Source organism: Rhodococcus sp. RCBS9, assembly GCF_029457415.1.
GTDB classification, from domain to species: Bacteria; Actinomycetota; Actinomycetes; order Mycobacteriales; family Mycobacteriaceae; genus Rhodococcus_F; species Rhodococcus_F qingshengii.
The window spans coordinates 981,563-1,007,403 of the sequence record NZ_CP120422.1 but is presented as its reverse complement, the minus strand read 5'-3'; the positions used below and the strand labels follow the sequence as shown (position 1 = coordinate 1,007,403).

At 63.2% G+C, this 25,841-nt stretch carries 23 protein-coding genes; 17 read left to right on the top strand and 6 right to left on the bottom strand.

The annotated features are described in order from the left end of the window. Positions 1-11: 11 nt before the first annotated feature. From P0M12_RS04720 to P0M12_RS04675, 10 genes are all read left to right on the top strand, one after another. On the top strand, positions 12-1,229 hold the full coding sequence (locus P0M12_RS04720) for a lipase family protein (protein ID WP_050654687.1): 1,218 nt from the start codon (positions 12-14) through the stop codon (positions 1,227-1,229). Between the two features lie 4 nt (positions 1,230-1,233). Next, positions 1,234-1,620: an MmcQ/YjbR family DNA-binding protein gene (locus tag P0M12_RS04715; RefSeq protein ID WP_047272600.1), complete on the top strand. Its 387-nt coding sequence runs from the start codon at positions 1,234-1,236 to the stop codon at positions 1,618-1,620. Beyond that, positions 1,617-2,834 carry a histidine kinase gene (locus P0M12_RS04710; protein WP_030534943.1) on the top strand — a complete coding sequence of 406 codons (1,218 nt, stop codon included), beginning with the start codon at positions 1,617-1,619 and terminating at the stop codon, positions 2,832-2,834. Before P0M12_RS04715 ends, P0M12_RS04710 begins: the two co-directional genes overlap by 4 nt. 12 nt (positions 2,835-2,846) lie before the next feature. Continuing rightward, on the top strand, positions 2,847-3,677 hold the full coding sequence (locus P0M12_RS04705) for a LytTR family DNA-binding domain-containing protein (protein WP_202425847.1): 831 nt from the start codon (positions 2,847-2,849) through the stop codon (positions 3,675-3,677). Beyond that, positions 3,674-4,045 carry a membrane protein gene (locus tag P0M12_RS04700; protein WP_003939880.1) on the top strand — a complete coding sequence of 124 codons (372 nt, stop codon included), beginning with the start codon at positions 3,674-3,676 and terminating at the stop codon, positions 4,043-4,045. Before P0M12_RS04705 ends, P0M12_RS04700 begins: the two co-directional genes overlap by 4 nt. 10 nt (positions 4,046-4,055) lie before the next feature. Then, positions 4,056-5,807 (top strand): cation acetate symporter, encoded by a 1,752-nt coding sequence (locus P0M12_RS04695; RefSeq protein WP_037128497.1) that lies wholly within the window; start codon positions 4,056-4,058, stop codon positions 5,805-5,807. A gap of 162 nt (positions 5,808-5,969) precedes the next feature. Further along, on the top strand, positions 5,970-6,332 hold the full coding sequence (locus tag P0M12_RS04690; protein WP_003939976.1) for a DUF485 domain-containing protein: 363 nt from the start codon (positions 5,970-5,972) through the stop codon (positions 6,330-6,332). Continuing rightward, complete coding sequence (locus tag P0M12_RS04685) at positions 6,329-7,966, top strand: cation acetate symporter (RefSeq protein ID WP_007727752.1); 1,638 nt, start codon at positions 6,329-6,331, stop codon at positions 7,964-7,966. Before P0M12_RS04690 ends, P0M12_RS04685 begins: the two co-directional genes overlap by 4 nt. Before the next feature lie 74 nt (positions 7,967-8,040). Next, positions 8,041-8,472: an SRPBCC family protein gene (locus P0M12_RS04680; protein WP_003939735.1), complete on the top strand. Its 432-nt coding sequence runs from the start codon at positions 8,041-8,043 to the stop codon at positions 8,470-8,472. Positions 8,473-8,591: 119 nt separating this feature from the next. Beyond that, positions 8,592-10,247 carry a substrate-binding domain-containing protein gene (locus tag P0M12_RS04675; protein WP_065351268.1) on the top strand — a complete coding sequence of 552 codons (1,656 nt, stop codon included), beginning with the start codon at positions 8,592-8,594 and terminating at the stop codon, positions 10,245-10,247. 1 nt (position 10,248) lies between these two features. Here the strand turns inward: P0M12_RS04675 and P0M12_RS04670 are convergent, their stop codons facing one another. Continuing rightward, complete coding sequence (locus P0M12_RS04670; protein WP_065455328.1) at positions 10,249-11,154, bottom strand: transporter substrate-binding domain-containing protein; 906 nt, start codon at positions 11,152-11,154, stop codon at positions 10,249-10,251. A 65-nt stretch (positions 11,155-11,219) separates the two neighbouring features. Beyond that, on the bottom strand, positions 11,220-11,492 hold the full coding sequence (locus P0M12_RS04665) for a WhiB family transcriptional regulator (protein ID WP_037128762.1): 273 nt from the start codon (positions 11,490-11,492) through the stop codon (positions 11,220-11,222). A 115-nt stretch (positions 11,493-11,607) separates the two neighbouring features. On the opposite strand from P0M12_RS04665, the gene P0M12_RS04660 reads away from it, so the two are divergent. Next, positions 11,608-13,890 carry an ATP-dependent DNA ligase gene (locus P0M12_RS04660; RefSeq protein ID WP_065455329.1) on the top strand — a complete coding sequence of 761 codons (2,283 nt, stop codon included), beginning with the start codon at positions 11,608-11,610 and terminating at the stop codon, positions 13,888-13,890. Here P0M12_RS04660 and P0M12_RS04655 read toward each other — a convergent pair. Further along, the gene (locus P0M12_RS04655; protein ID WP_081305347.1) at positions 13,790-15,331 is read right to left on the bottom strand and encodes an MFS transporter; all 1,542 of its coding nucleotides are present in this window, start codon (positions 15,329-15,331) and stop codon (positions 13,790-13,792) included. The genes P0M12_RS04660 and P0M12_RS04655 overlap by 101 nt on opposite strands. A gap of 77 nt (positions 15,332-15,408) precedes the next feature. Here P0M12_RS04655 and P0M12_RS04650 point away from each other — a divergent pair, with 77 nt between their 5' ends. Next, positions 15,409-16,056 (top strand): TetR/AcrR family transcriptional regulator, encoded by a 648-nt coding sequence (locus P0M12_RS04650; protein ID WP_003940096.1) that lies wholly within the window; start codon positions 15,409-15,411, stop codon positions 16,054-16,056. Between the two features lie 4 nt (positions 16,057-16,060). Here P0M12_RS04650 and P0M12_RS04645 read toward each other — a convergent pair whose 3' ends face one another. After that, positions 16,061-16,783, bottom strand: a complete 723-nt coding sequence (locus tag P0M12_RS04645; protein WP_007727731.1) for a TioE family transcriptional regulator — start codon at positions 16,781-16,783, stop codon at positions 16,061-16,063. A gap of 108 nt (positions 16,784-16,891) precedes the next feature. On the opposite strand from P0M12_RS04645, the gene P0M12_RS04640 reads away from it, so the two are divergent. Further along, positions 16,892-18,115 carry an erythromycin esterase family protein gene (locus P0M12_RS04640; RefSeq protein WP_007727728.1) on the top strand — a complete coding sequence of 408 codons (1,224 nt, stop codon included), beginning with the start codon at positions 16,892-16,894 and terminating at the stop codon, positions 18,113-18,115. A gap of 5 nt (positions 18,116-18,120) precedes the next feature. Here P0M12_RS04640 and P0M12_RS04635 read toward each other — a convergent pair whose 3' ends face one another. Continuing rightward, positions 18,121-19,230, bottom strand: a complete 1,110-nt coding sequence (locus tag P0M12_RS04635) for a serine hydrolase domain-containing protein (protein ID WP_007727723.1) — start codon at positions 19,228-19,230, stop codon at positions 18,121-18,123. A gap of 250 nt (positions 19,231-19,480) precedes the next feature. Here P0M12_RS04635 and P0M12_RS04630 point away from each other — a divergent pair, with 250 nt between their 5' ends. From P0M12_RS04630 to P0M12_RS04615, 4 genes are all read left to right on the top strand, one after another. Next, entirely contained in the window at positions 19,481-20,014 is a 534-nt protein-coding gene (locus P0M12_RS04630; RefSeq protein WP_020970417.1) for an NlpC/P60 family protein, read from the top strand. Between the two features lie 65 nt (positions 20,015-20,079). Further along, entirely contained in the window at positions 20,080-20,766 is a 687-nt protein-coding gene (locus P0M12_RS04625) for a response regulator transcription factor (RefSeq protein WP_054827298.1), read from the top strand. Next, on the top strand, positions 20,763-21,758 hold the full coding sequence (locus tag P0M12_RS04620) for a HAMP domain-containing sensor histidine kinase (protein WP_277377484.1): 996 nt from the start codon (positions 20,763-20,765) through the stop codon (positions 21,756-21,758). Before P0M12_RS04625 ends, P0M12_RS04620 begins: the two co-directional genes overlap by 4 nt. A gap of 108 nt (positions 21,759-21,866) precedes the next feature. After that, a complete protein-coding gene (locus P0M12_RS04615) occupies positions 21,867-23,369 on the top strand; it encodes a DUF4173 domain-containing protein (RefSeq protein ID WP_325066343.1) in 1,503 nt (500 codons plus the stop codon). A gap of 73 nt (positions 23,370-23,442) precedes the next feature. Here P0M12_RS04615 and P0M12_RS04610 read toward each other — a convergent pair whose 3' ends face one another. Beyond that, on the bottom strand, positions 23,443-25,779 hold the full coding sequence (locus P0M12_RS04610; RefSeq protein ID WP_277377483.1) for an arylsulfatase: 2,337 nt from the start codon (positions 25,777-25,779) through the stop codon (positions 23,443-23,445). Positions 25,780-25,841 lie beyond the last annotated feature (62 nt).

Here is a 25,841-nt window from a genome sequence, read left to right as displayed (position 1 = left end):
GAACACTGCGTATGACTGTTCGGAGTTCGCGGGTTCGCGCAGTCTGGGGAGTCGTGGTGGCGAGCGCACTTCTCGTGAGCGTCGGCTGCGGATCGGATGCCTCGCCGGATGTCTCCGTCACCGACACCTCGACCACGACAACCCCGTCGGTCGAGAGCAGTGCGCAACGTGGCGTCGTGTTCGACAGTGAACCCTTCACCAGCACAGCCGAAGTGGCGGCGTCCGGAGCAAGCGCGGTGAAAATCCTGTACGGCTCCACCTCCGGTATCGACGGCCGAGAGACTCAGGTGTCGGGAACGGTGTTCACGCCGCCTGGAACTCCGCCGGAGGGCGGTTGGCCGATCGTCTCCATCGGCCATGGCACGACTGGTATTTCGGACGACTGCGCGCCGTCGGCCTCGCCGACCCTGTTCGGCACGATCGGCCTGGTCGCGCCGTTCCTCGACTCGGGATACGTGGTCGCTGTCTCCGACTTCGAGGGCCTCGGCACTCCGGACCCGCATCCTTACCTGCAACCGGACACCGCGGCGTTCAACGTCATCGACGCGGTTCGAGCGGCGCGCAACGTCGTTCCGGACACCTCGACTCGTTGGGCAACTCTGGGGCTGTCCCAAGGCGGGCAGGCATCCTGGGCAGCAGCCGAGGAAGCCGACACCTACGGCGACGGACTCGAATTCGTCGGTGCAGCAAACCTGTCCCCGGCAGCGGACATTTCGCCGATCATCTCGAGTGATTCCGAGGTGAATCTGTCACTGCCTCAGCAACTGCTGCTGCCCTATGTACTCGAAGGGCTGTCCCTCACCCATCCGGACCTCGAACGAACCGACTACGTGCGCGGCGCATTCGAGCAGAACTACGACCTGCTCACCTCGTGCCTGACCGCTCGGGCGACGGAGAAGTTGGGTCTGGTCGGAAAGGTGACGCCCGCCGACACGCGGCCGGCCACCGCCGAGGATGCGGACCGAATTCACGCGTGGCTCAGCGACGTTGCTCTTCCCCGTCAACGCGCGAGCGGTCCGATGTACGTAGTCGTCGGTACCAACGACAACCTGATCCGTCCGGAATGGACCGAGGCGGCAGTCGAACGCGCCTGCGCCGACGGTGACGTCATCGAATTCCAGGCGCGACCGGGTGAAGGTCATGCGGACGGCGCCGCTGTGCCGGGAGCTGTCGCGTGGGTGAAGGATCGATTTGCAGGTGTTCCGGCACCGAACACCTGCGGGTCGTGAATCGATGACGGCCTCGGCACGAATCCGCGCTCTTGCACTGGCATTGCCGGAGGCGACCGAGCGGGTCAGCCATGGTGAAGCGTCGTGGTTCGTGCGCAAGGCGCCGCAGTTCGTCACCATGGCAGATCACCACCACGACGATCGCGTCGCGATCTGGGCCGCGGCCCCACCTGGGGCGCAGGCAGATTGGGTCAGTCGTGATCCGTCGAGGTTCTTCGTCCCTCCGTACGTGGGTGGCCGGGGATGGATCGGCGTGTACCTCGACGTTCCGAGTGCCGACGAGACCGAGGACGAGAAATTCTGGAACGACGTAGCCGACGTCGTCGAAGATGCGTACCGCACGGTGGCTCCGAAAACACTGATACGGAAACTGGACGAGGACTCGCGTTGAGTCCGGCCGTGGTCGCGCTTCTCAGCGTGCTGATTCTCGCAGTGGCCGGGGCGCTGACGGCTGTGTGGATGCGCACCAGACGTGAGGTGACCACCCCCACCGAACGTGCAGTCCATGCCGCTCTCCACACGGCTTCGCTTGCCGCGCGGCCACTTCGGCGTGGACTCGACGAGAATTCGGCCGCCGAGGCGGCGCCTCACCTACGCGAGCTGACCGGCGGCTCCGGTCTGGGCCTGGCAGACGCGTCGGGAAACCTGTTGGCGTGGGACGGCCGTCACGAAGCGTTGTCCGAACAATTCCATGACGCCGCCATTCGTGCGATCGAAGGCGAACGCCGGGTACTCGTCACGCACTCGGACCTGGTGCGCGGACCGAGCGATCACCATGTGCGAGCGCTGATCGCTCAGCCCCTGCTGATCGAGGACATCGGCGTGGTCGGCGTACTGGGAATCGTCACCAGCGAGGACCCGTGGCCGGGAATGCTCGGAGCGGTCACCGAGGTGGCACGATATGCCTGCAGTCAGATCGAACTCGCCGACCTCGACGCGTCCAGAGCCCTGTTGGATCGAGCCGAAGTGCGTGCCCTGCGCGCACAGATCAGTCCTCATTTCATCTACAACGCGCTCAACACGGTCGCATCGTTTGTTCGAACCGATCCGGCGCGGGCCAGAGAACTGATCCTCGAGTTCGCGGACTTCACGCGGTACTCGTTCCGATCTGCGGGTGAGTTCACCCTGCTTGCCGACGAGCTGCGCAACATCGATCGTTACCTGACCCTCGAACGCGCGCGATTCGGGGAGGCTCTGAACGTCCGCCTTCAGATAGCACCCGAAGTGCTCAACGTGGTTCTTCCTTTCCTTGCCCTCCAGCCGCTGGTCGAGAACGCGGTTCGTCACGGCATTTCGAGTAAGCCGGAGGGCGGGACCGTGAGCATCGTGGCTGCGGACGAGGGACCGGACTGCATCATCAGCGTCGAGGACGACGGTGTGGGGATGGACCCCGAACTACTGCGCTCCGGTTCGCTCGACGCCATCGAGTCGGGATCGGGGCGACCCAGCGCACGAGAAGCTGCTCACGTCGGTTTGGCCAACGTCGACGACAGACTTCGTGCCGCGTTCGGCAACGACTACGGACTCGTGGTGGAGACAGCGCCGGGTGCCGGTACGAAGGTCAGCATGCGTGTTCCCAAGTTCAAGCAGGGTATTCACGTCTGATTCTCGCCTTCGATGATCAGGCTGAAACCGTCGTGGGAACATGGACCTGTTGTGAACGAGACTGACACTGATGCCCAGCTGACCGTCCTTGCCGTCGACGACGAGAAACCAGCCCTCGACGAGCTGGCCTTCTTGCTGCGCGCCGAGGACTCGGTGGCGCACGTTCACACGGCATCGGATGCGACGACAGCGTTGCGGATACTGCGCGGTGGAAGCATCGACGCGGTGTTTCTCGACATCAACATGCCCGGACTCGACGGTCTCGAACTGGCAGGCATCCTCTCCAATTTCGCGACGCCACCGCCCGTGGTGTTCGTGACAGCGCACGACGATCGAGCGGTTGACGCATTCGATCTCGGCGCCGTCGACTACCTACTCAAACCGCTCCGGGAGGAGCGTCTCGCTCAGGCCGTTCAGCGGATCGTGGGGCTGGCCGGGCGCACCAAGAGTGAGAGCAAACCCGAAGCTGCGCCCACGGACGAGGTGATCCCGGTGGAACTGGGCGGTGTCACGACGCTCGTTCAGCGTTCCTCGGTGGAGTGGGTGGAAGCCGACGGGGACTACGCGCGTTTGCACACCGCTGGAAAGTCGCACCTGGTGCGCATCCCGATCTCGACGCTCGAATCACGCTGGGCCGACGCGGGCTTCTTGCGTGTGCACCGCTCCTACCTGGTATCTCTGGCGCTGGTCACCGGCATCCGAACAGTAGGCAGTGGATTGGTGGTCTGTTTGCGCCCGCACGGTGACAAACCTCCCGTCGAGCTTCCAGTCAGTCGCAGACACACCCGTGAACTCAAGGATCGACTGGTTCGTGCGCCCAAGCAGAGTTGGTTGTCGCGGTGACGTCGCAGTCCGATCCTCCGCAGCGTGAGCGCGTTGTGTTGGCGCAACGTAGTGGCGCACGGATCGTGCGAACACGGGTGGAGGTGCAGGAACAGACCGAAGTCGGTGACGCCATGATCCGCGGTCTCGTTCGCGCGCAGTTGGGACTGGCGATTCGCCTTGCCGTCGTGGCAGCCGGGCTCCTGTGTGCGGTGCCGCTGCTGACGCATCTCTTCCCGACGCTGTCGGAGGTCGCGGTCCTTGGCATCCGGTTGCCCTGGCTCGTGATGGGCGGCGCCGTGTATCCCTTGCTGTTGACGACCGGTTGGGTGTTCGTGCGTCGTGCGGAGCGAAACGAGCAGGACTTCAACGACATCGTGGACGACTGAGCGCGGCACTGTGGGAGGACAACCTATCCCGGTGTTGACGGTGCTCGGCATCGTGGCAGCAGCTGTCGCGACGGTGGCTATCGGAATCTACGGCGTTCGGCTCGCTCGTACCACCTCGGACTTTCTCGTCGCGTCCAGAACCGTCAGTGCGCGGTGGAATGCGACGGCCATCTCCGGCGAGTACCTCTCTGCTGCTTCGTTTCTCGGTGTTGCGGGGCTGGTCGCCAAGTACGGCGCCGACGCACTCTGGTATCCCATCGGCTTCACCGCCGGATACCTCGCCCTGCTGCTGTTCGTCGCAGCGCCGCTTCGGCGTTCCGGTGCGTATACCGTCCCCGATTTCGCCGAGTTCCGTCTCGGCTCACCGCGATTGCGCAAGCTCGCGATGCTCGTGGTCGCGATGGTGTGCATCCTGTATTTGATTCCACAGTTCCAAGGCGCGGGACTGACGCTCAATATCTTGCTCGGGGTTCCCAGTTGGATCGGCGGCGTAGCGGTCGGGGTCATCGTCATCGCCAACGTCGTCGGCGGCGGGATGCGCTCGATCACCTTCGTTCAGGCCTTCCAGTACTGGCTGAAACTGACTGCCGTCGCGATTCCCGCTGTGGCACTGACCTTCTACTTCTTCGGCGATCACCACGACGTCGGCGCGTCGATGCCGCCGACGGTCACCACTGCGACGACCGTCGACATCACCACCGACGTCGTCGTCCAGGTGTCCGAGCCGGTGACGGTCAGCGGCGGCACAGTCGACGGGCGAGCGGTCGAAGGCACGATGACCCTGGGGCCGGGGGAGCACACTCTCGGTGAAGGCATGTCCATGGTCCTCGACGCGGGAGCCGCTGTCCCTGTCGTCGCCGGAGCGCCCGCGCAGAACTCTGACTGGATCACCCCGGGTTGGGGTTTCGGTGGGCCGCACCCGATGTACCAGGTGTACTCGCTGATGCTCGCGACCTTCCTCGGAACGCTCGGCCTTCCTCATGTTCTCGTCCGGTTCTACACCAACCCCGACGGCCGGGCAGCCCGTCTGACGTCGCTCGCCGTTGTCGGTCTGGTCAGCGTGTTCTACCTGTTTCCGACACTCCTCGGTGTTTTCGCTCGCCTGTACGTTCCGCAACTTCTGATCACCGGCACCTCTGACGCGGCGGTGCTGCTGTTGCCGGGCTCGGTGTTCTCGGGGTGGGGCGGACAACTGCTGGCAGCCCTCGTCGCGTCCGGTGCCATTGCCGCCTTCTTGTCGACGTCATCCGGATTGCTCGTCAGCATCGCGGGCGTCGTCAGTACCGACGTTCTCCGTGGGCGAGTTCGAGACTTCCGTATTGCAGCGCTACTGGCCGGGGTCGTTCCTCTCGTGCTGTCGCTGGCGGTGGTGTCGGTCGACCTCTCGAGAACCGTCGGTTTGGTGTTCGCAGTCGCTGCGTCGACGCTCTGCCCACTGCTCGTATTGGGTATCTGGTGGCGCGGTCTGACTGCCGTCGGCGCGGGGGCGGGGATGGTTGTCGGTGGATGTGTTGCGGGCACTGCCGCTACTGTCGCCGTCCTGGGTGGTTTGTCGGAGGACGTCCTCGGTGGCTGGCCGGCAGCCATTTTCGCGTTCCCGGCCGCGGTGAGCGTGCCGCTGGCGTTCCTCACGATGATCGTCGTGAGCAAGGTGTCGTCGAAGCAGATACCGGCAGATATTGCGCGAATCTTCACGCGGATGCACGCCCCGGAACGTCTCGGAATGGGCTCCGATCGCGAAGACGATCTCCGCCGACCCTGACTTTCACCGCCCGAACCCTCTGCCGTTGGTCGCGCCTGCCTGACCGTTCGGCGCAGCGCGCGACTGCTCACCGTGTGACTGGCGCCACAGCGTCTTCATGTGACTCCGATCTCACTAACGTCTGTGCGTAGTTCACTTCACACGCGAGGCGAGGAGCCGGCAGTGTCCACAGCAGAAATCAGTGAGGGGTCGCCGCAAGAGCGACGCACCCCGGATGCCCAGGCATTCATAGACATGCAAGCGAGTCCCGAATTCCAGGAACTCCGAACGCGTCTGCGCAAGTTCGTTTTCCCCATCACTGCATTCTTCCTGCTCTGGTATGCGGTGTACGTCGTCCTGGCTACCTATGCCCACGACTTCATGGCCACCAAGGTCCTCGGCAACATCAATCTCGGCATCATCCTCGGCCTCGGGCAATTCGTCACGACCTTCGCCATCACCGCGTGGTACGTGAAGTTCGCCGGTCGTGAGCTCGATCCCCGCTCCGCCGCCATCCGTGAAGAACTGGAAGGTCCCGCACAGTGATCACCACACTCGCCGCGTCCGGAACGGACGTAGGAAACCCAGCCTTCAACATCGCGATCTTCCTCGCGTTCGTCGTCGTGACCATGACGCTGGTGATCCGCGCCAGCCGGACCACCAAGAAGGCGTCCGACTTCTACACCGGTGGTGGGCAGTTCACCGGCCCGCAGAACGGGTTCGCCATCGCCGGTGACTACCTCTCGGCGGCATCGTTCCTCGGTATCGCAGGTGCGATCGCCGTGTACGGCTACGACGGCTTCCTGTACTCCATCGGCTTCCTTGTCGCCTGGTTGGTTGCACTGCTCCTGGTCGCCGAATTGCTCAGGAACACGGGCAGATTCACGATGGCCGACGTCCTGAGCTTCAGGCTCAAGCAGCGTCCGGTGCGCATGGCGGCAGCCCTGTCCACTCTGGCCGTTTCCCTCTTCTATCTTCTTGCCCAGATGGCCGGCGCCGGTGGACTTGTCGCGCTGCTGCTCAACATCGACGGCAAGGTGGGACAGTCGATCGTCGTCGCGATCGTGGGTGTGCTGATGATCGTGTACGTCTTGGTCGGCGGCATGAAGGGCACCACCTACGTACAGATGGTCAAGGCAGTTCTGCTGGTTGCCGGAGCCGGAATCATGTTCGTACTCGTTCTGTGGGCAGTGCGCGGCAACTTCTCTCAGTTGCTCGCCAATGCGCAGGACATGGTCAACAGTTCCACCACCAAGGGTGTGCAGGGACGCGACATCCTCGGCCCCGGTGCCAAGTACGGTCTTTCCGGAATGACGAAGCTCGACTTCATCTCTCTCGGAATCGCTTTGGTGCTCGGCACCGCGGGCCTGCCGCACGTGCTGATGCGTTTCTACACGGTGCCCACTGCCAAGGAAGCTCGCCGCTCGGTGACCTGGGCGATCGCGCTGATCGGTGCCTTCTACCTGTTCACACTGGTTCTCGGCTACGGCGCGGCCAGCATGGTCGGACCGGACAAGATCTTGGCAGCGCCTGGTAAGGAGAACGCGGCCGCTCCGCTTCTCGCCTTCGAGCTCGGTGGCACCATCTTCCTCGGCATCATCTCCGCGGTGGCGTTCGCGACCATCCTCGCCGTCGTTGCCGGTCTCGCGATCACTGCTTCGGCGTCGTTCGCTCACGACATCTACGCCAGTGTGATCAAGCGCGGCAACGCAACCGAGGAGCAGCAGGTTCGAGTTTCTCGAATCACCGTCGTGGTCATCGGACTCGTCTCCATCGTTCTCGGCATCATGGCGATGGGGCAGAACATCGCCTTCCTGGTGGCTCTCGCCTTCGCAGTGGCGGCCTCGGCGAACCTGCCCACCCTGCTCTACTCGTTGTTCTGGAAGAAGTTCAACACCACCGGTGCGCTCTTCAGCATCTACGGCGGTTTGATCAGCTGCTTGACGCTGATCGTGTTCTCCCCGGCGGTGTCGGGCAAGCCGTCGTCGATGTTCCCGAACTCCGACTTCGCCTGGTTCCCGCTCTCGAACCCCGGCATCGTCTCGATCCCGCTGGCATTCGTCCTCGGCATCGTCGGTACGTACATCGGACGTAACAAGATCGAAGATCCGGCAAAGCAGGCGGAGATGGAAGTTCGCTCCCTCACCGGCGTCGGCGTCGAAAAGGCTGTCAGCCACTAAGAGGGGCAAAGCCCCCGTGCGTCTTTCTGGTACCTCTGGTTACGGAAAAGGCGCACGGGGCTTATTGTTCTGCCATGGCAAAGCTCACAGTGAAAATCGACGTTCCGCTTCCTCCTCAGGAAGTGTGGGACAAGGCGTCCGATCTCAGCGGATACGAAAACTGGCTCGTGGTTCACGACGGATGGCGCAGTGAACTTCCCGAACAACTGGGTGTCGGCACCGAGATCAGCTCGGTCGTGACTGTGAAGGGCCTGCGCAACCGCGTTCGGTGGACCATCAAGAAGTACGACGTCCCGAAGGCGATCTCGCTCAAGGGAGACGGCAAGGGCGGGGTCAAGCTCGGTCTCGAACTCGACGTGAAGGCAAAGGGCGACGGGTCGGAACTCGCGCTGACAGTCGAGTTGGGCGGCGCGCCGTTGTTCGGCCCGATCGGTTCGAGTGTGGCGCGGGCGCTCAAAGGCGATGTGGAGAAGTCGCTGGCCCAGTTTGTCCAGATCTACACCTAGTTGTGGAGATTTCCACATCGAGCTACTTCACCGCTAACATGAGTTAGGATTCTTTTCGGCGGGATAAACCGGGCATCGGTTGGTTATTGATGCGGGTCCCGCCGGAAAGGATTCGATCAATGTCGTCTCGTCATGGGTACGGCGCACCACCTGCGTCCATGCCTCGATCCGTGCAGGTTCTGATCGGACTCTTGGCAGTAGTCGCAGTCGGTGGAACCGCAGCATTCGCCGTGACGTTCAAAAGCGTCAGCGACAAGGGAGAACTCGGTGCGAGTGCTGTCACAGCTGCGACGGCAACCAGCTGTGAGAACCCGGAAACCGTGACCGTGGCCGCCGATCCGTCGATCGCCTCGGGACTCGAAGCTGTCGCCGCTGCCATCCCCGCTACGGAACTCGGGTGCAGCTCGCTCAGTGTGACGCCGCAAGATCCCGTGCTCACCGTCGCGGCGATCGCCGACGGTTCGGCACCCGCACTGTGGATCCCTGATTCGAGCGAATGGTTGGACAAGGTTTCGGCGAGCGGGCAGGAGATTCGCCGGATCAGCAACTCGGTCGCGTCCACCCCTGTTGTCACTGTCTCGGCGCCGGGTAGCGAGGCACCCGCCGCTTGGACGGATGTCCTCGGCGCTCCAGCACTGCACATCGGCGATCCCCTCACCAGTGCCGTCTCCAGCGCACCGATCGTGGCAGCCTTTGCCGAGGCCCAGTCGCGGGGCGGGGACCTCACGTCCATTTCGGCAGCCCTGGTCCCGGTGGCGCAAGCGCAGTACGGAAATCTGAAGGAAACCGGTTCGACCGGACGCATCCAAACCGTGGACGCGGACGGCGGGACCGCGGTGACGACCGAGCAGACCTTCGAGGCTTATCTCGCCGCACATGCGGACAGTCGACTCACCGCGTCGGTACCGTCGTCCGGTTCGGTCTTCATGGACTACCCGATGGCAAGTGTGGGTGCAGACTCGTCGGCGGCGGTCGACGCCGGCAAACTGCTGGCGGCAGCGCTGACATCGGACACCGGGCGCTCCGTACTTGCCGGCCTCGGGTTCCGCGGCGCGGATCAGGCCCCGCCGGTCGCCGGTGGAGTGGGAAAAGTTGGCTCGCTGGTGCCGTCCGATCCGACTGTGGTCACCAAAGCGCTTGCGCGGTACGAGATTCTGTCCAGGCCTTCCCGTGCACTGGCAGTTGTCGACGTCTCGGGGTCCATGGACTACATGCAGGACGGGGTCACTCGAATGGCCGCGACTGCACAGGCCGGTGACATTGCGATCCGAATGTTTCCCGCCAACGCACAATTGGGTCTCTGGGCATTCTCCGTAGACCTCGGCGAGGGCACGGACTACCGCGAACTCGAACCTGTCGCCCGTATGGATGCAACTGAAGGCGACACGGATCATCGGAGCAAACTGCTGTCTCGGATCGACAGCCTCTCTTCGATCGTCGGCGGCGGAACAGGTTTGTACGACAGCGTTCTCGCCGCGTATCGGTCCATGCAACAGACCTACGATCCGGCCTCGATCAATTCGGTGATTCTACTGACCGACGGTGCGAACGATGATCCGTCGAGTATCTCGCTGCAGGAACTTCTCGACACCCTGACTCGCGAGCAGGACCCGACGCGGCCGGTACCGATCATCACCATCGGTGTCACCGATGACGCCGATACCGATGTGCTCGAGCAGATTTCGGCTCTCACCGGCGGCAACAGCCACTTCGCTCCGACACCGGCAGACATCCCGAAGGTCTTCGTCGGCGCGATCAGTGGGCGCGCCGGCTGAACTACTCGAGGACTGGCGCGTCGGCGCTGTCCGTGATCCATTCGGTTGCGAGTCTCTCGAGGGTGCCGTCGGCGTAGAGGCCATCCACGGCGGCAGAGACGCACGCCGTCAGAGGACTGTTCTTCTCGAGCACGAACCCGAAGAATTCGGTGACCGCGTTGGGCCGCGGAAACTGACCCACGATGACCGACCCGGGCAGTTCGTTCTCGGTGATGTGGAATCCGGTCGGGATGTCGACGACCAATGCGTCGATCTCGCCCGCGGCCAGCGCAGCTTTCGCGTCGTCCGTGGTCGCGAACTCGCGTGGCGCAGTGGTCGGAACAATCGTGTCGGTGATCGCCGCGAGGCTGGTGGAACCGGTCTGAGCGCCCAAACGGTAGCCGGCCAGATCCGCAAGATTCTTTGCCTCAGCGGCTGTGCTCCCGCGCGAGGCGATCACCGACTGCGCCACTGCGTAATACGGCGAGCTGAAGTCGACGTTCTCGCGGCGATCCCCGGAAACCGTGAACTGATTGACGTCGAAGTCGAAATCCTTGGGGCCTGGTTTCAGTGCGTCGTTGAAGGCGACCGTGGTGAAGCGAACCTGATCGGCGTTGTACCCGAGCTTGTCGACGACGGCCCGGGCCACCGCTCCCTCGAAGCCCTTGCCGTTGGACGGAGTGTTGTCGACGAACCACGGCGCGTACGCCGGCGAATCGGTGGCGATGGTCAAGACACCGTCTTCGAGGGTGGTCCCGCTCTGGGGTCCGCACTTGTCCACGGCGGTGGTCGAGGGCAGTTTGGTGAATGCCTCGGGAACCGTGGTCGTGGTGTCCGCTGCCGCAGGTGCCTCCGGCTGCGACGAACACGAGCCCAACAAGATCGAGCAAGCGAAGATCGCGGTCACGGCAACAGCGCGTCGTGTCATAGGCACAAGGCCATCTTGCCTGTTTGTCCGGTACGGACGTGACGGGGGTCTCGTGTGAGCGGAGTTCACGCAGCTGAGCGTCGTAGTGCAAGGCGCTCCGACGGTGTCGTCCCACCCCATACTCCGTGTGGTTCAGCGGTGTCGAGTGCAAACGTCAGGCAGTCCCGAATGACCGGGCAGCGGAAGCACACCTGCTTTGCGGAATTTTCCCGTGCAGCCCGATTGCGTCCGCGTTCTTCACCCGGCGAATAGAACACCGCGGGGTCCACCGTCTTACAGGTGGCGAACATCCGCCAGTTGTTGTCCACCAACGGCTCCACGGAACTGCGAACTGTCATCGTGGTCTCCTCTCCCATCGAGAATCCAGTCTTGCCCGTGGACTGGCGCAGCGGCAGGTTTCCGATCCACCAGATTTCTACTGCCAGATGCAGCACTATCCAGCACAATGAGGAAATGGCAACGACGGATCGGGGTCAGATCACGCTCGACGGCACAACGGTGTCCGTGACCAATCTGGGCAAGATCCTCTACCCCGAGAGCGGCACCACGAAGGCCGAAGTCATCGACTACTACACCCGTATCGCCGCAGTCATGCTTCCGCATGTCGTCGGTAGACCGGGCACTCGTAAGCGTTGGCCCAATGGCGTGGACGGTCAGTCCTTCTTCGAGAAGAACCTTGCGTCGTCTGCCCCGCAGTGGCTCACGCGTGCGTCGCTGCAACATTCTGATCGTGTCGTCACTTACCCGGTCTTCGATTCCGTTGCATCCCTGGCGTGGCTGGGGCAGCAGGCCGCACTCGAATTGCACGTTCCCCAATGGCGATTCGACGGTTCCGAGCGTGGTCCGGCGACACGACTGGTATTCGATCTCGACCCGGGCGAAGGCGTCGGATTGACCGAGTGCGCCGAGGTGGCGAGGTCGATTCGAGATCTGGTCGCAACTCTGGGGTGGACTGCCTATCCGGTAACCAGTGGTAGCAAGGGAATTCACCTCTACGTTCCACTGGATCGAGCCTTGGACGGCAGCGGTGCGTCGACTGTCGCCAAGCAGATCGCCACCGGACTCGAGAAGCTTCACCCGGATCTCGTCACCGCGACGATGGCTCGAAATGTGCGGGCAGGCAAGATTTTCGTGGACTGGAGTCAGAACAACGCAGCCAAGACAACCATTGCGCCGTACTCGATGCGCGGTCGCGATCAACCCTATGTTGCCGCGCCGCGCAGTTGGGACGAACTCGACGATCCGAAACTACGACATCTGTTGTTCGACGAGGTTCTGGAGCGCGTCGAATCCGATGGTGATCTGCTGGGCGATCTGGATCCGCCGGTCTCGGCGGCTGTAGCCGACACGTTGACGCACTATCGCAACAAGCGGTCGGCCGACCGGACGCCGGAGCCGATCCCTGCTGCGGTGACCAAGGAGACAGCGGGCAATACCTTTGTGATTCAGGAACATCACGCCAGACGATTGCATTACGACGTTCGGCTGGAGCGCGATGGTGTGCTCGTGTCCTGGGCTGTTCCGAAGGGCGTGCCGACCAGTGCCGGAGAGAATCGGTTGGCCGTGCACACCGAGGATCACCCGCTCGAGTACGCCACGTTCTCGGGCACGATTCCGAAGGGGGAGTACGGCGGCGGTTCGATGACGATTTGGGATTCCGGGACGTACGAGACCGAGAAGTGGCGTGAAGACGAGGTGATCGTGCGCCTCAGTGGGAAACGGGTGCAGGGACGCTTCGCGCTGATCCGGACGAAGGGTGACCAGTGGTTGATGCATCTGATGAAGGATCAGAACGCGAGTTTCGGAACGGAGTTTCCCAAGAATCTCGAGCCGATGCTTGCCACCGCTGGAACGCTCGAAGGTCTCGACTCGCAGGAGTGGGCTTTCGAAGGAAAGTGGGACGGGATCCGAGTGATTCTCGAATATCATTCGGGCACAATGTCACTTCGCAGTCGCGCGGGTAACGACAAGACCGGGGACTTTCCCGCCCTTGCCGGGTTGGCCGAGGTGCTGGACGGTCATGACGTGGTTCTCGACGGTGAAGTGGTGGCGTACAACGACGCGGGGGTCACCGATTTCGGTCTTCTCCAGCGAGGTGGGGAGCCGGTGTTCCTGGCCTTCGATCTTCTGTACCTCGACGGAGTGTCTTTGCTGCGGAAGTCCTATTCGGACCGGCGCACCGTGTTGAATGCGTTGGCGGGCAAGGTCGGTGAGCTCGAGGTACCTCCACAGATCGAGGGCACGGCGGAGAACGCGTTGGAGGTGAGTACCGATGCCGGATGGGAAGGGATTGTCGCCAAACGTCGTGCATCGGTCTACCTTCCGGGGCGGCGTGGGTCGAGTTGGATCAAGGTGAAGAACTGGCGCACTCAAGAGGTGGTGATCGGAGGGTGGCGCACCGGGCAGGGCAATCGAGCACAGGGGATCGGGGCGCTGCTCATGGGAATTCCGGGTGAGGATGGATTGACCTACGTTGGGCGCGTCGGTACCGGCTTCAGTGATCGCGACTTGGAGTCTTTACTTGCGACACTGGAACCGCTGCGTCAGAAGGAAAGTCCGTTCGGGGAGGAACTTCCAGCAGATGACCGCAAGGGTGCGGTGTGGGTGAGGCCGGAACTCGTCGGTGAGGTGCGGTTCATGGATTGGACGAAGACCGAGCGTCTGCGTCATCCGAGTTGGCGAGGTCTGCGGGAGGACAAGAAACCGGGCGACGTGGTGCGGGAAACAGTGCAATGACGGCCAACGCACCGACGAACGCGACTGCGGCACAGATTTGGATTCCGGTACTCATCGCCGAGGTGTAAGCCTGGTTCGCTGCGTCGGTCAAGGCACTCGCGGGGGGAGCGCCGGCATGGATCTGCGCCGGATCGGCTGTGGAAGTGTCGACTCCGGGTTCGAAGCGGGACCGGAAAACGGTGGCTACGACCGTCCCGATGACGGCGACGCCCAGAACTCCACCCAACTCTCGCACGACGCTGTTGATCGAACTGGCCATCGAAGCCTGCTGGGGCGCAACCGAAGACATCGACGTGGTTGTGGCCGGAGCCATGACCAACCCCATCCCCGCGCCGACCAGTGCCATGATCGCAGCCAGGATTCCGAACGGTGCGTACCTATCTGCTGCGATCGACAGGACCAACAGTCCCGCGGACATGACTGCGAGACCGGTCGCGATCGAACTGCGCACGCCGAATCGGCCGACCATACGATCGCTGCTGGAGGCGACAGTCGCCATCACTATCGCAAACGGAACTGCACCGACGCCGGCGACCAATGGACCGTAACCACGAACTAATTGGAGGTATTGCGTGTACGTGAAGAGAACTCCGAAAAGGGCGAAGAATGTTACGGCCAAGATGGCATTGGAGGTGCTGAACACTCGACTGGTGAAGATGCGCACGTCGGTCATCGGCGCCGAGGCCCGCAGCTCCCACCAGACGAATCCGGCGAGAAGTGCTGTTGCGCTGACGATCTCCAGCACCGTGACGGGCGACGACCATCCGCGAAGGCTTGCCTGGGTGAGGGCATCCACGATCAAAGCCAGTCCGCCGGCGGATAACAGGAGCCCGGGGATGTCGAACGAACCCTTCGTGATTCCTCTTGCCGGGGGCACAAGAGAAACCGTCGCGGCGATCACACCGGCGACCAGTGGGACGTTTATCCAGAAGACGCTTCCCCAACTGAAATGTTCGAGTAGTACGCCACCGGCTACGGGGCCGATCGCGATTCCCAGTCCGGCGGTTGCAGACCAGATTCCTATCGCCCGGCCTCTCTCGTGCGGGGCGAACATCGAGACGACAAGTGACAGCGTCGCCGGCATGACCAGTGCGGCGGCTGCCCCCATCACTGTTCTCCAGCCGATCAGCTGCAACGACGTGTGAGAGAGGGCAGCGAAGGCTGACCCGAGAGCGAACAAGGTGAGGCCGGTCAGAAGTATCCGACGGTGACCGAATCTCGCGCCGAGTCCACCTGCCGTGATGAGCAAGGCGGCGAACGCCAATGTGTATGCGTTGGTGATCCATTGCAGGTCGACGGTGGTCGCCCGCAGTTCGCGGGCAAGGGTCGGGATAGCGGTGTTGAGGATGGTGTTGTCGATCGTGACTACGACGAGGGATGTGCAGAGGGCGCCCAGTGCTGCCCATCGTCGCCGGTCAGTGGGTTCGAGGGAATTCATCATGTCCTTACGAATGTAACCTTACGAATGTTTAGTGATGAGAACGTACCCCTTCGCCTTACATGTGTAAAGTTTGTCGGGTGAGTGATGTTTCCGAAGATGCCGATGAAACTGGGACGAGTGGTTCTCGGAGTACTCGCGCCCGAAATCCGAGAGGAAGCGGCGCACGGCTCCGCGGAGAGATCGTCGCCGCAGCGGCGACGCTCATCGCCCGCACCGGATCGGATCAGGCGGTGACGCTCCGATCGGTCGCTCGCGAAGTCGGGATATCCGCACCATCTATCTACGGACACTTTTCCGATCGCGATGCCATTGTCGAAGCGGTGGTCTCCGAATCGCTGGAGCAGTTGCATCTCGCCGTGGCCGACGCCGTTTCCGCACACCCCGACCCGGTCGAGGGTCTGTATGCCGGGTGCTCGGCATACGTCGAGTTCGGCATTTCCGAGCCCGCTCGGTATCGGGTCTTGTTCGGGTGGTCCAGGCCGAAAGGTCAGTCACCACAATCGGATACGCGAGGACTGGCCGCCTTCAACACGCTGGTGACCAACCTCGACGCGTGCGTCGCCGCTGGGAGGTCGGCCAGCACAGACACTTTTGTCGATGCGGTATCGATCTGGACTTCGCTGCACGGACAGGTGATGTTGCGGGCCGATCTCCCGGAATTCCCGTGGCCGTCGACCGACACCGTCGGTGAGATGGTGAGGAGCCTTGCGCGGCTTGTGAACTGACGCCTCAACCGTTTGCTGATCGGCAACCAGGCGAGGTCTGATCCAGCATCGTGAGATAGGCATCGAGCTGAGCTGCGCCGGCGAGAAGGTTGCGACTGCGTGTGGCCAGCCGGTCTTGCCAGGATTCGAGGAACGCTGACAATGCGTCTGCTCCGCCGGCCTCGCGCAGCGAATCGAGAAACTGAGCGACTTGCGACAGCCGATAGCCACCGCGCCGCAGCTGCCGTGCGATCTCGGCGTCGCGCACACACTCCGGACCGTATTCGCGATAACCCGTTGCTCGTTCGCGCTCGGGGCGCAGGATGCCGTGCTCTTCCCATGTGCGCAGTGTCGCCGGGTGAACGCCGAGACGGCGCGCCAGCTCACCCACCGTCAGCGCTGGACCGTGCACCAGTGCCGGTGCCATGGTGGACAGAGTCCCCAGCGCTGTGGCTACCTCGGTGCGAGTTTTTCGCTCGGCGAGCAGCGTCACGTGCGCACTGTCGATCAGGCGGTAGGCGGACTCGGTGTCGCCCTGGTTGGTCGCCCGCATGATTTCCGTGGCCCGCTGGTGCCCGTGACCGCCGCGCAATGCGAGGAAAGTGCGCAGGGCTTGCGCGTGCACTGGGGTGTATCGCCGGTAGCCGTAAGTGCTGCGCTCGCTCGGAGGGAGGATGCCGGCATCGTCGTAGTTGCGGATCGCCTGTGCGGACAACCCGTGTTCACGGGCAAGGTCTATGGGCCGCACTGATCACCTCCGATTGAGGCTTTTCACGGTATACCCCAGGTAATTGCCAGTGAAAGTTTCAACCGAATCTTCAACGATACTGTCGAAGGCAGTCCACCTTCGAAAGGGATGATCATGTCCACTGCCCCAGCGCTGAGTGAGTTCGGCCGCCAACTCGAAGACGCGGCAAGTCTTGGTCGTGCGGTCGACGAACTGCTCGCAGCGCGAACCGAGGTGCCGGCTCTGCTCGCTCTCGGCGAGCCGACTCATGGGATCAAGGCTTTTCCGTTGCTGCGCAACGAACTTCTCGGCCAACTGGTCGAACGAGGATATCGGTCGATCGTGCTCGAAACAGATGTCTTTGCGGCTTTGCTCGTGAACGACTACGTGAACGGGGGAGAGGCGGACATCGAGAAGGTGCTCGCCACAGGCTTCAGCCACGGATTCGGTGCGGTACCGGGAAACCGCGAACTCGTCGAATGGCTACGCGAGTACAACCACGGCCGCGCTCCGGCCGACCGAGTTCGCTTCTACGGCTTCGACGCTCCGGTGGAGTACTCCGGCGCACCGAGCCCACGTGGCGCGCTGTCTGCAGCAGGTGACTTCCTGCCCGCTGCGATGCGGCCGCACTCGTTCGACGACATCGACCTTCTGCTCGGGCAGGACCCCGACTGGACCAACCCGGCGGCGATGTTCGAACCGGCTGCGTCCGTCGGCAACTCCGATCAGGCTCGTGCCCTGCGCATCATTGCGGACGACCTCGCCAGCGTCCTGCGGCGCGCCGCACCTGTGCTGCGGCCCGCCGACCCGGGCGGATACGACCTGGCCCTCGCACACGCACGCACCGCTGTAGGTCTTCTGCGCTACCACGCCGCGATGGCGAGTTCCGCTCCTGATCGTATCGGCACTCTGCTCAGTCTCCGTGCCGAGATGATGGCCGAGAACCTGCTGGCCGTCGTCGCCCAGGAGCAGCGACGCGGGCCGATCCTGCTCTTCGCACACAATGCCCATCTCCTGCGAGTGCCGTCCGACATGCCCGTCAACGGCGACGTGGTCAGCTGGGGGAGCGCCGGCTCACTTGTCGGACTTGTCCTCGGAGAGCGCTACGTATTCGTGGCAACCGACGCCAACCCCGACAGTGATCCGGGCACTCTGCAGGGAGCGTTGGCCGATGCGACCAGTCGGCGTGCCCTGTTTCCGACCCCCGCACTTCGCGCAGCACTTGACCTGTCCGTCACCGCGGGAGAGGCGATCCTGCCAGGGCATCTGCCGCTGAAACCTTCGGAGTTGGACGGCGCCGACGCGGTCATTTTCGTCGCGGACACTGATGGAAAACGTCATCAATACTGGTAACAGCGTCAAGGGCAGAGTGCGTGCGAGAGTATCGCGACGGTGTCCGGCTGGTCCTTCGGCGTCGACGTCAGCGTCACAGTGAACGCGCGGTCCGGCGTCGCACCGGACAGTGTGTAGTACCCGTAGATCCCACCACTGTGGCCGGTATAGGTGACGCCGCAGGGAAGTTCGGTGGCGCCGACGCCCATCCCGTACCCGAGTCCCTCGGCTTCGGTGGCGGCGACCTGAGGGGTGGTCATCTCGGCAAGCTGCTCGGCCGGCACCACCCGCCCGTCGAGTAGTGCACGCCAGAAGGTGTTCAGGTCTGTGCCCGTCGAGACCATCGCTCCGGCAGCCCAGGGGATCGACGGTTCCGTGCGGGAAACGTCGGTCAGGCCACCGTCGAGATCCTGATAGCCCGTCAGGTGATCGCCCCTGATGTCGAGCTCACCGGCCGGCGGGAGGTACGTGTCTTCCAAGTCCAGCGGATCGAGTATCCGAGACCGGAGTTCATCGGCGTAGCTGCGGCCGCTCACGGATTCGACGAGCATTCCGAGAACGATGTAGTTGGTGTTGGTGTAGACGAACGACGTTCCGGGGACGAATTGCGCCGGTTTGCCGAGGGCGATGGCGACCGCGGCGGACGGCGTCAGCGTTCGGTTCTCGTTAGCTGCAATCCATTCGTCGGCGCCGGGTTCTCCGGCGAACTCGGGAAGGCCGCTGCGATGTTGCAGCAGTTGCCGCACGGTGATCGCGCTACCGTCGATGCCACTGCCGTCCATGTCACTGCTGTGCAGTAGGCCCGGGAGATACCGCTCGATCGGTGCGTCGAGGTCGACCTTGCCCTCGGCGACCAACTGCAGAACGAGTGAAGCTGTGAATGTCTTTGTCACACTTCCGATCCGGACGCGATCATTCTTGCCGATCGAATCGCCGTTGGTCCGGTTGGGCACGCCGCTGGTCATGACAGCCGTCGTGGTGCCGTCGTCGAGTGTTGCGATCGACCCGACGACACCCGACCTGGTGAGTCCGTCGAGATCCGATTGAATCTCCACTGCGCGCTGGAGCGTCGAGCAACCGACGAGTGCCGTGGTGGCTCCGATGATGACCGCGGCGACGAGCAGGTATGGGCGCATGAGTCGAATCTATGGACCTTGTCGTGCCGCGGGATCCAGGAAATCCCCCATCATTCCCTGATCTTCTGCCAGCCCGGGACGTAAGGCCCGTTTGTTCAAAACCGACAAATCGGATCAATCATTCCTGTCCGAACACCACGTCCACGCCGTTAACATCCGAACGAAGTGTTTGTTTTCACGTGTCTTACCAGTTCACGGCTATCGAGGTGCGCTGCCGCGCGCCGAAACGACTCCCACGAAGGACGGATGCATGAAGAAGTCGACACTCCGCACGGGAACGGTCGCGGCTTTGCTGACCGGAAGTGTCCTGTTGCTTTCCGCTGCCCCTGCCTCAGCCGACCCGGGAAGCCTCGGTAGCGGTGGCAGTAGCGGGAGTTCCGGAAGCTTGGGAAGCACGGGCAGCATCAGCAGCGGATCAGCCGCCCTTCCGATTCCGAGCCCGGCAGGGCTGATCGCGCTGGCAGCGGCGAGCACTCAGACCGGAAAGCCCTACCAGTGGGGCGGCGTCGGGCCGAACTCGTGGGACTGCTCCGGGCTGGTGCAATGGGCGTTTCGGCAGGCCGGCGTGAATCTGCCACGGACCAGCCAACAGCAGGCCAACGTCGGACAGCCGGTTCCCCGGTGGGCCCTCGCCCCCGGCGACGTCATCACCTTCTACCCCGGTGCGACGCACGTCGGCATCTACGCTGGGTTCGGAATGGTGTTCAACGCCTACGGAGTTGGTGTTCCGACCGGACTGACGCCCCTGGCGGATCTGCCGATCAACAACATCCGCAGGTTCTAGAACCTGCACAGAACCTTCACAAGTCCTCCCAGGTTCATCCACGAGGGCCGAATACAGTCAGTTCCATGAGTCAGCGAAGAGTGCTCGTGGTCGACGACGAGGTCAGCATCTGCGAGTCCATCGCGGCGAGGCTGCGTGCCGAGGGCTACGACGTCGAGCTGGCATTCGACGGTCCCAGCGCGGTGGCCCGCTGCGAGCAGATGGCCGCCGACCTGGTGGTACTCGACGTGATGATGCCGGGATTCGACGGACTCGAAGTCTGCCGCCGCATCCAGGCCGTGCGCCCGGTGCCTGTGCTGATGCTGACCGCTCGCGCCGATGAAACGGACATGCTGATCGGTCTCGGCGTCGGGGCCGACGATTATCTGAGCAAGCCGTTCAGCATGCGTGTGCTCGTCGCCCGGGTGCAGGCTCTGCTTCGGCGTGCGGATCGCGCGGAGCACGCTGCTCGCCCGGTGGCCGACCTCCTCGAGTTCGGTGACGTCGTGATCGACCTGACCGAACGTCGAGTGCGCCGTGATGCGCAAGAAGTTCACCTGACTCGCACCGAATTCGATCTCATCGCCTATCTGGCGGAGCGGCCGCGAGCCGCGATCCCGCGGGAGTCGCTGCTCGAGGAGATCTGGGGCTGGGGTGAGGGAGCGGGCAGTCGGACCGTCGACAGCCACGTCAAGGCGCTGCGACGCAAGCTCGGACCTTCCGTGATCCGGACCGTTCACGGGGTCGGGTACGCCTGGGACGTGCCGCGATGAGCGTCGTCGACCGTCTTTTTGCACGGTGGCCGCGGCCGCTGGACCCGATGCGGTCCTTCAAGGTGAAGGTCGGCCTCCTGGTTGTCGCAGCACTGGTGTTCGCCGCGGGTGGTTTCTGGCTGACGTCGCAACAACCGTTTCGTTTTGCTCTACTGACGGCGTTGGTTGTCGCTCTCGGCGTTACGCAGGTGCTCGCACACGGGATGACGTCACCGCTTCGCGAGATGACGGCCGCGGCGAAGGCGATGGCGCGCGGCGACTATTCGCGGCGAGTACGAGCGACTTCCAGAGACGAAGTAGGCGAACTCGCCCATGCGTTCAATCGGATGGCCGAGGACCTCGGGGCCGACGACCGGTACCGCCGCGAGTTGATCGGCAACGTCTCCCACGAATTACGGACGCCCATCACCGCTTTGCAAGCCACGCTCGAGAACGTCGTCGACGGTGTCGAAGAACCGGATCCGGCGATGATGAAATCGGCGCTGCGGCAGACGGAACGACTGGGCGCGCTGGTAGCCGACCTTCTCGATCTCTCGAAACTCGAGGGTGGCGCTATGCCGTTGAAACGCCGCCGTTTCGAGGTCGAGCCGTTCCTACGCGAGCTGTCGAGTGTGAGTGCGGGCGACATCGAGATAGACGTCAAGCCTCCGCAATTGTCCGTGGTCGCCGATCCGGATCGCCTCCATCAGGTGGTGACCAACCTGGTGGACAACGCGGTTCAGCACGGGAACGTCGACACCAAAGTTGTGATCCGAGTACGTACCGGCAGCGCGGGGGAGTTGGTGCTCGACGTCCACGACGACGGCCCCGGCATCGAACCACAGGCCCGTGAGCGAGTGTTCGACCGCTTCATCCGCGGCGGCTCGACCGACGGGGGCACCGGACTCGGCCTCGCGATCGCGAAGTGGGCGGTCGAATTACATGACGGCAGGATTGCCGTCGTCGATGCCCCGTCGGGTTGTTGCATTCGAGTAGTGCTGCCGCAGAACTGAATCAAAGTCCCTGACGAGATCGAGAGATCTCGCGATGGCGCATGTCTTCATCGGCATTCGTCTGTACTTCCGACCCTGAAAAATTGAACCAGACACATAGGAGATCACATGAGCGCTCCGATAGTAATTCCACCGAAACCGCCGATGCCGGCCGTAAAACCCAAGCGTTCCAGCCGGTTCTGGCGTCCCGATCGCACTTCGATGGCCACCCGCTCGATGCTCCTCGGCGCGGCCGCAGTAGGGGTGCTTGCGGCCCTGATCCTCGACCCAGGGTTCGCGAGTATCGCGTACGTGATCGTGGGTGCCGGTGTGGTGATCGTCTTCGGGATTCTGACGCCGCCGCGGATGACCGTGACGCAGTGGGTCGCCGCCATCGGGATGCTCGCACTGCTGGGTGTTGCCGCCGTTCGCGGTGCGGAGTGGTTGGTGTTCCTCTGCGTCGTAGCTGCGTGGGTTCTGTTCACGTGGACTCTGATCGGCGGGCGGACGTGGACCGGAATACTTCTGGGAACGGTCGCTCCCTGGCGGGCACCGCACCGGACGGTCAACTTCGTTCGTCGTCGAAAACTTGCTACCCGCTCTGCTCCGCGGGTGCCGGCGGCGCGAGTTGTCGTCGTAAGCGCAGTATCGATTCTTCTCCTGCTGATTTTCGGATCTTTGTTCGTGAGTGCGGATCCGGAGTTCGCGAAGATCTTCGACGGCTTCGCTCCTGCCATCTCGGTGTCGAACCCGGGAGCACGGATCTTTGCCGGCGTCGTGATGGCGTTCGGCACGCTGGTTGCGGTGTATCTGCGCCGCAGAACGCCGACGGTGGACGCGTTTGCACCTGCGCAGGCGACGCCGTTGCCGATGTGGGAGTGGGCGGTCCCGCTCGGAGTACTCAACGTGCTGTTCCTCGGTTTTGTTGCAGTACAGACGAAGACGCTGTTCGGGGGAGACGAGCACGTACAGGTGACCGATGGACTGACCTATGCGGACTATGCGCGTGAGGGTTTCTGGCAGCTCATGGCGGTTACCGTGCTGACGCTGCTCGTCATCGCCGTCGCAGTGCGGTACATCGACCGCCGCGACGCTGGATCGAGGCGTCTTGCCCGCGGACTGCTGGGTGCCCTGTGTGTTTTCAGCCTGGTGATCGTGGCGTCCGCTGTGCACCGGATGTGGTTGTACGAGAATCAGTACGGTTTCACGGTGCTCCGGGTCAGCGTCTTCGCGACAGAGCTGCTTCTTGGCTTCGTGTTCGTGTTGTTGCTCGTCGCAGGTATTCGGATGTCCGGGAAGTGGCTGCCCACAGCTGTTCTCGCCACTTCGGCCGTCGCGCTGCTGGCCTTCGCGGTGTTCAACCCCGGCGCGTACATCGCGCAAAAGAACGTGGAACGGTTCGAGGGCGGCAAGAGCATCGACGTTTCCTACTTACGCGGGCTCTCCGTCGACGCGGTACCTGCCTTGGATCGTCTACCGGAACCGCAGCGTTCATGTGCCTTGAGCAGATATCGATTCGGAGTGCCGGGCACCACTGCACCCTGGGAGTTCAACGCAGCGCGTGAGAAGGCCCGCGACATCCTGGAAGCTCGCCCGGTGGGGCCGTGCCTGCAGATGTACACGGTCGGATAGACGCAGGGCGATTGTGCAGCCGCACGGCAGATATCGCGCGCGGCTGCACAATCGGCGAGCGTCGCCTGGTCGATCAGTGCACGGCGAGTGAGATTTTCTCCCGTTCCTCTGCGGACACCACATCTCGGGTGGATCGTAAGTCGACGGTCACGCTGTGGAGTTTGCCGCCGTAGCGGAACGTGCCCTTGTCCGCGAACTCTTCCGCGACCGGGCTTCCCCGGTTGATGCCGACGTCGAGCTGTTCGTTCATGCTGAAGATCGCCCGAGTGGTCTTCTCGATCCGGCCTTCGGAGACCACCTCGTCGTCGACGCTCAGGGTTGCGGTTCCACCCTTGCCGATTCCGCCGCCGTCGTACTCGAAGTGGACGGACACCTCGCGTGCATTGGGTGCCAGCGGGTTGCGCCCACGCACGAAGGTCCGACCACCGCCGCTGAAGTTGTAGCAGTAGACGGGGACGGAATCGAGTATGTACAAAGCGAATCCGCCGAACCGGCCACCGAGGCTGACCAGCATGCCGTCGGCGACGCTACCCAGACTTGCGGTCAGCGTGTACGAGCGGTTGAAGAACGTCGGCGCGGCTTTCTCGACCAGACCGTTCATGTGTGGGTACAGCGTGAGGGTCTTGCGGCCCATCATCGGATGCGGGGGTCGTGATTCCGCGGTGGCGTGGCGACCGACCGTTCTGTCGTCCAGCGGCAGCACCTGATATTTGGCCGCCTCGACGAGGAACTTTTCCTTGAGCCGGGCGAGGATCTCGGGATGCTCGTCCGCGAGATCGCGGGCCTGCGACCAGTCGACCGAGGTGTCGTACAGCTCCCAACGGTCCTCGCTCATCGGTGTGAGCTCGAGGCCGTGAGTGGCCATCAGCCAGGGTGCGCGGTGGGCCGTGACTGCGGTCCAACCGTGATCGTAGATTCCGCGGTTGCCGAAGATCTCGAAATACTGTGTGGTGTGGCGCTCTTCGGCGTCGGGCTCGGCGAAGGTGTAGTTCATCGCCACGCCTTCCATCGGTTTCTGGGTGACCCCGTCGACGCTGGTCGGTGCCGGAATGCCGGCAGCTTCCAGGATTGTCGGCGTGATGTCGACGCAGTGATGCCACTGCTCCCTGATTCCTGGCTTGTCGATCCCCTTGGGCCAGTGGGCGATCAGACCGTTTCGGGTACCGCCGTAGTGGGACGCAACCTGCTTGGCCCACTGGTAAGGGGTGTCGAGAGCCAGAGCCCACGACGCCGGATAGTGCGGGTAGCTGGTTTCGGTCCCCAATTCGTCGTAGCGCGCCAGTACGTCGGATGTCGCACTCTTGTAACCGTTGAGGCCGGCGAGGTAGTTGAACGAGCCCTCCATCCCGCCTTCCGCGGAAGCGCCGTTGTCACCCATCATGTAGAGCACCAGAGTGTTGTCGAGTACATCCATGTCCTGCAACCGGTCGACGAGCCTGCCTACCTCGTCGTCGGTGTGCTCGAGAAACGCCGCGTACAACTCCATCAAACGGGCCGAGACCTTCTTCTGGTCGTCGTCGAGTTCGTCCCAGTGTGGGAGCCCTGGAGCCCACGGGGCCAATTCGGTATCAGGAGCGACGACGCCCAGTTCCTTCTGCTTTTGGAGGGTGATCTCGCGTTGGCGATCCCACCCGTGATCGAATTCGCCGACGTACTTGTTCAGGTATCGGTCCGGAACCTGGAGTGGAGCGTGGCACGCACCGAAGGGGAGATAGCAGAACCACGGCTTGTCGGGGTCCATCGTGTTGACGCCCTCGATCCATTCGATCGCGTGGTCGACGAGATCCTCTGACAGGTGGTAACCCTCCTGTGGTGTCTTGGGTAAGTCGACCATCGTGAAGTCCTCGTAGAGAACCGGGGTGAACTGGTCGGACTCGGCACCGAGGAAACCGTAGAACTTGTCGAAACCCTCACGGACCGGCCACCGATCGAACGGCCCGGCAGCGGTGGTCTCCCACGTCGGGGTCTGGTGCATCTTGCCGAAAGCACCTGTCGCATAGCCGTTTCCCTGTAGGACGCGTGCGACCGTGGCGGCAGAGGCGGGGCGGGTCCCGTTGTATCCCGGTGCCGCGTTGGCCATTTCGGAGATGACACCCATACCGACACTGTGGTGGTTGCGCCCGGTCAGTGTGGCGGCACGCGTCGGCGAGCACAGAGCCGTGGTGTGGAATCGGCTGTATTTCACGCCGGTTTCGGCCAAACGCTCGGCGGTGGGGGTGCGGCACGGGCCACCGAACGCGGAGGGTGCGCCGAATCCGACGTCGTCGATCATGATCAGCAGCACGTTCGGGGCCCCGGCCGGCGGGCGAAGCGGTTCCGGGCGGGTGTACGGGGGATTCTGATCGGGGTAGTACACGGCGGCCGCGACGTTCGGCGTCTCGGGAATGATCGGAATGGAATGGCGATTCACCAGCAGGCTCCTTGGCGTGTGCAAAACCGGGCGGATTAAGCAGTCGTCTTAATCTGGAGCGT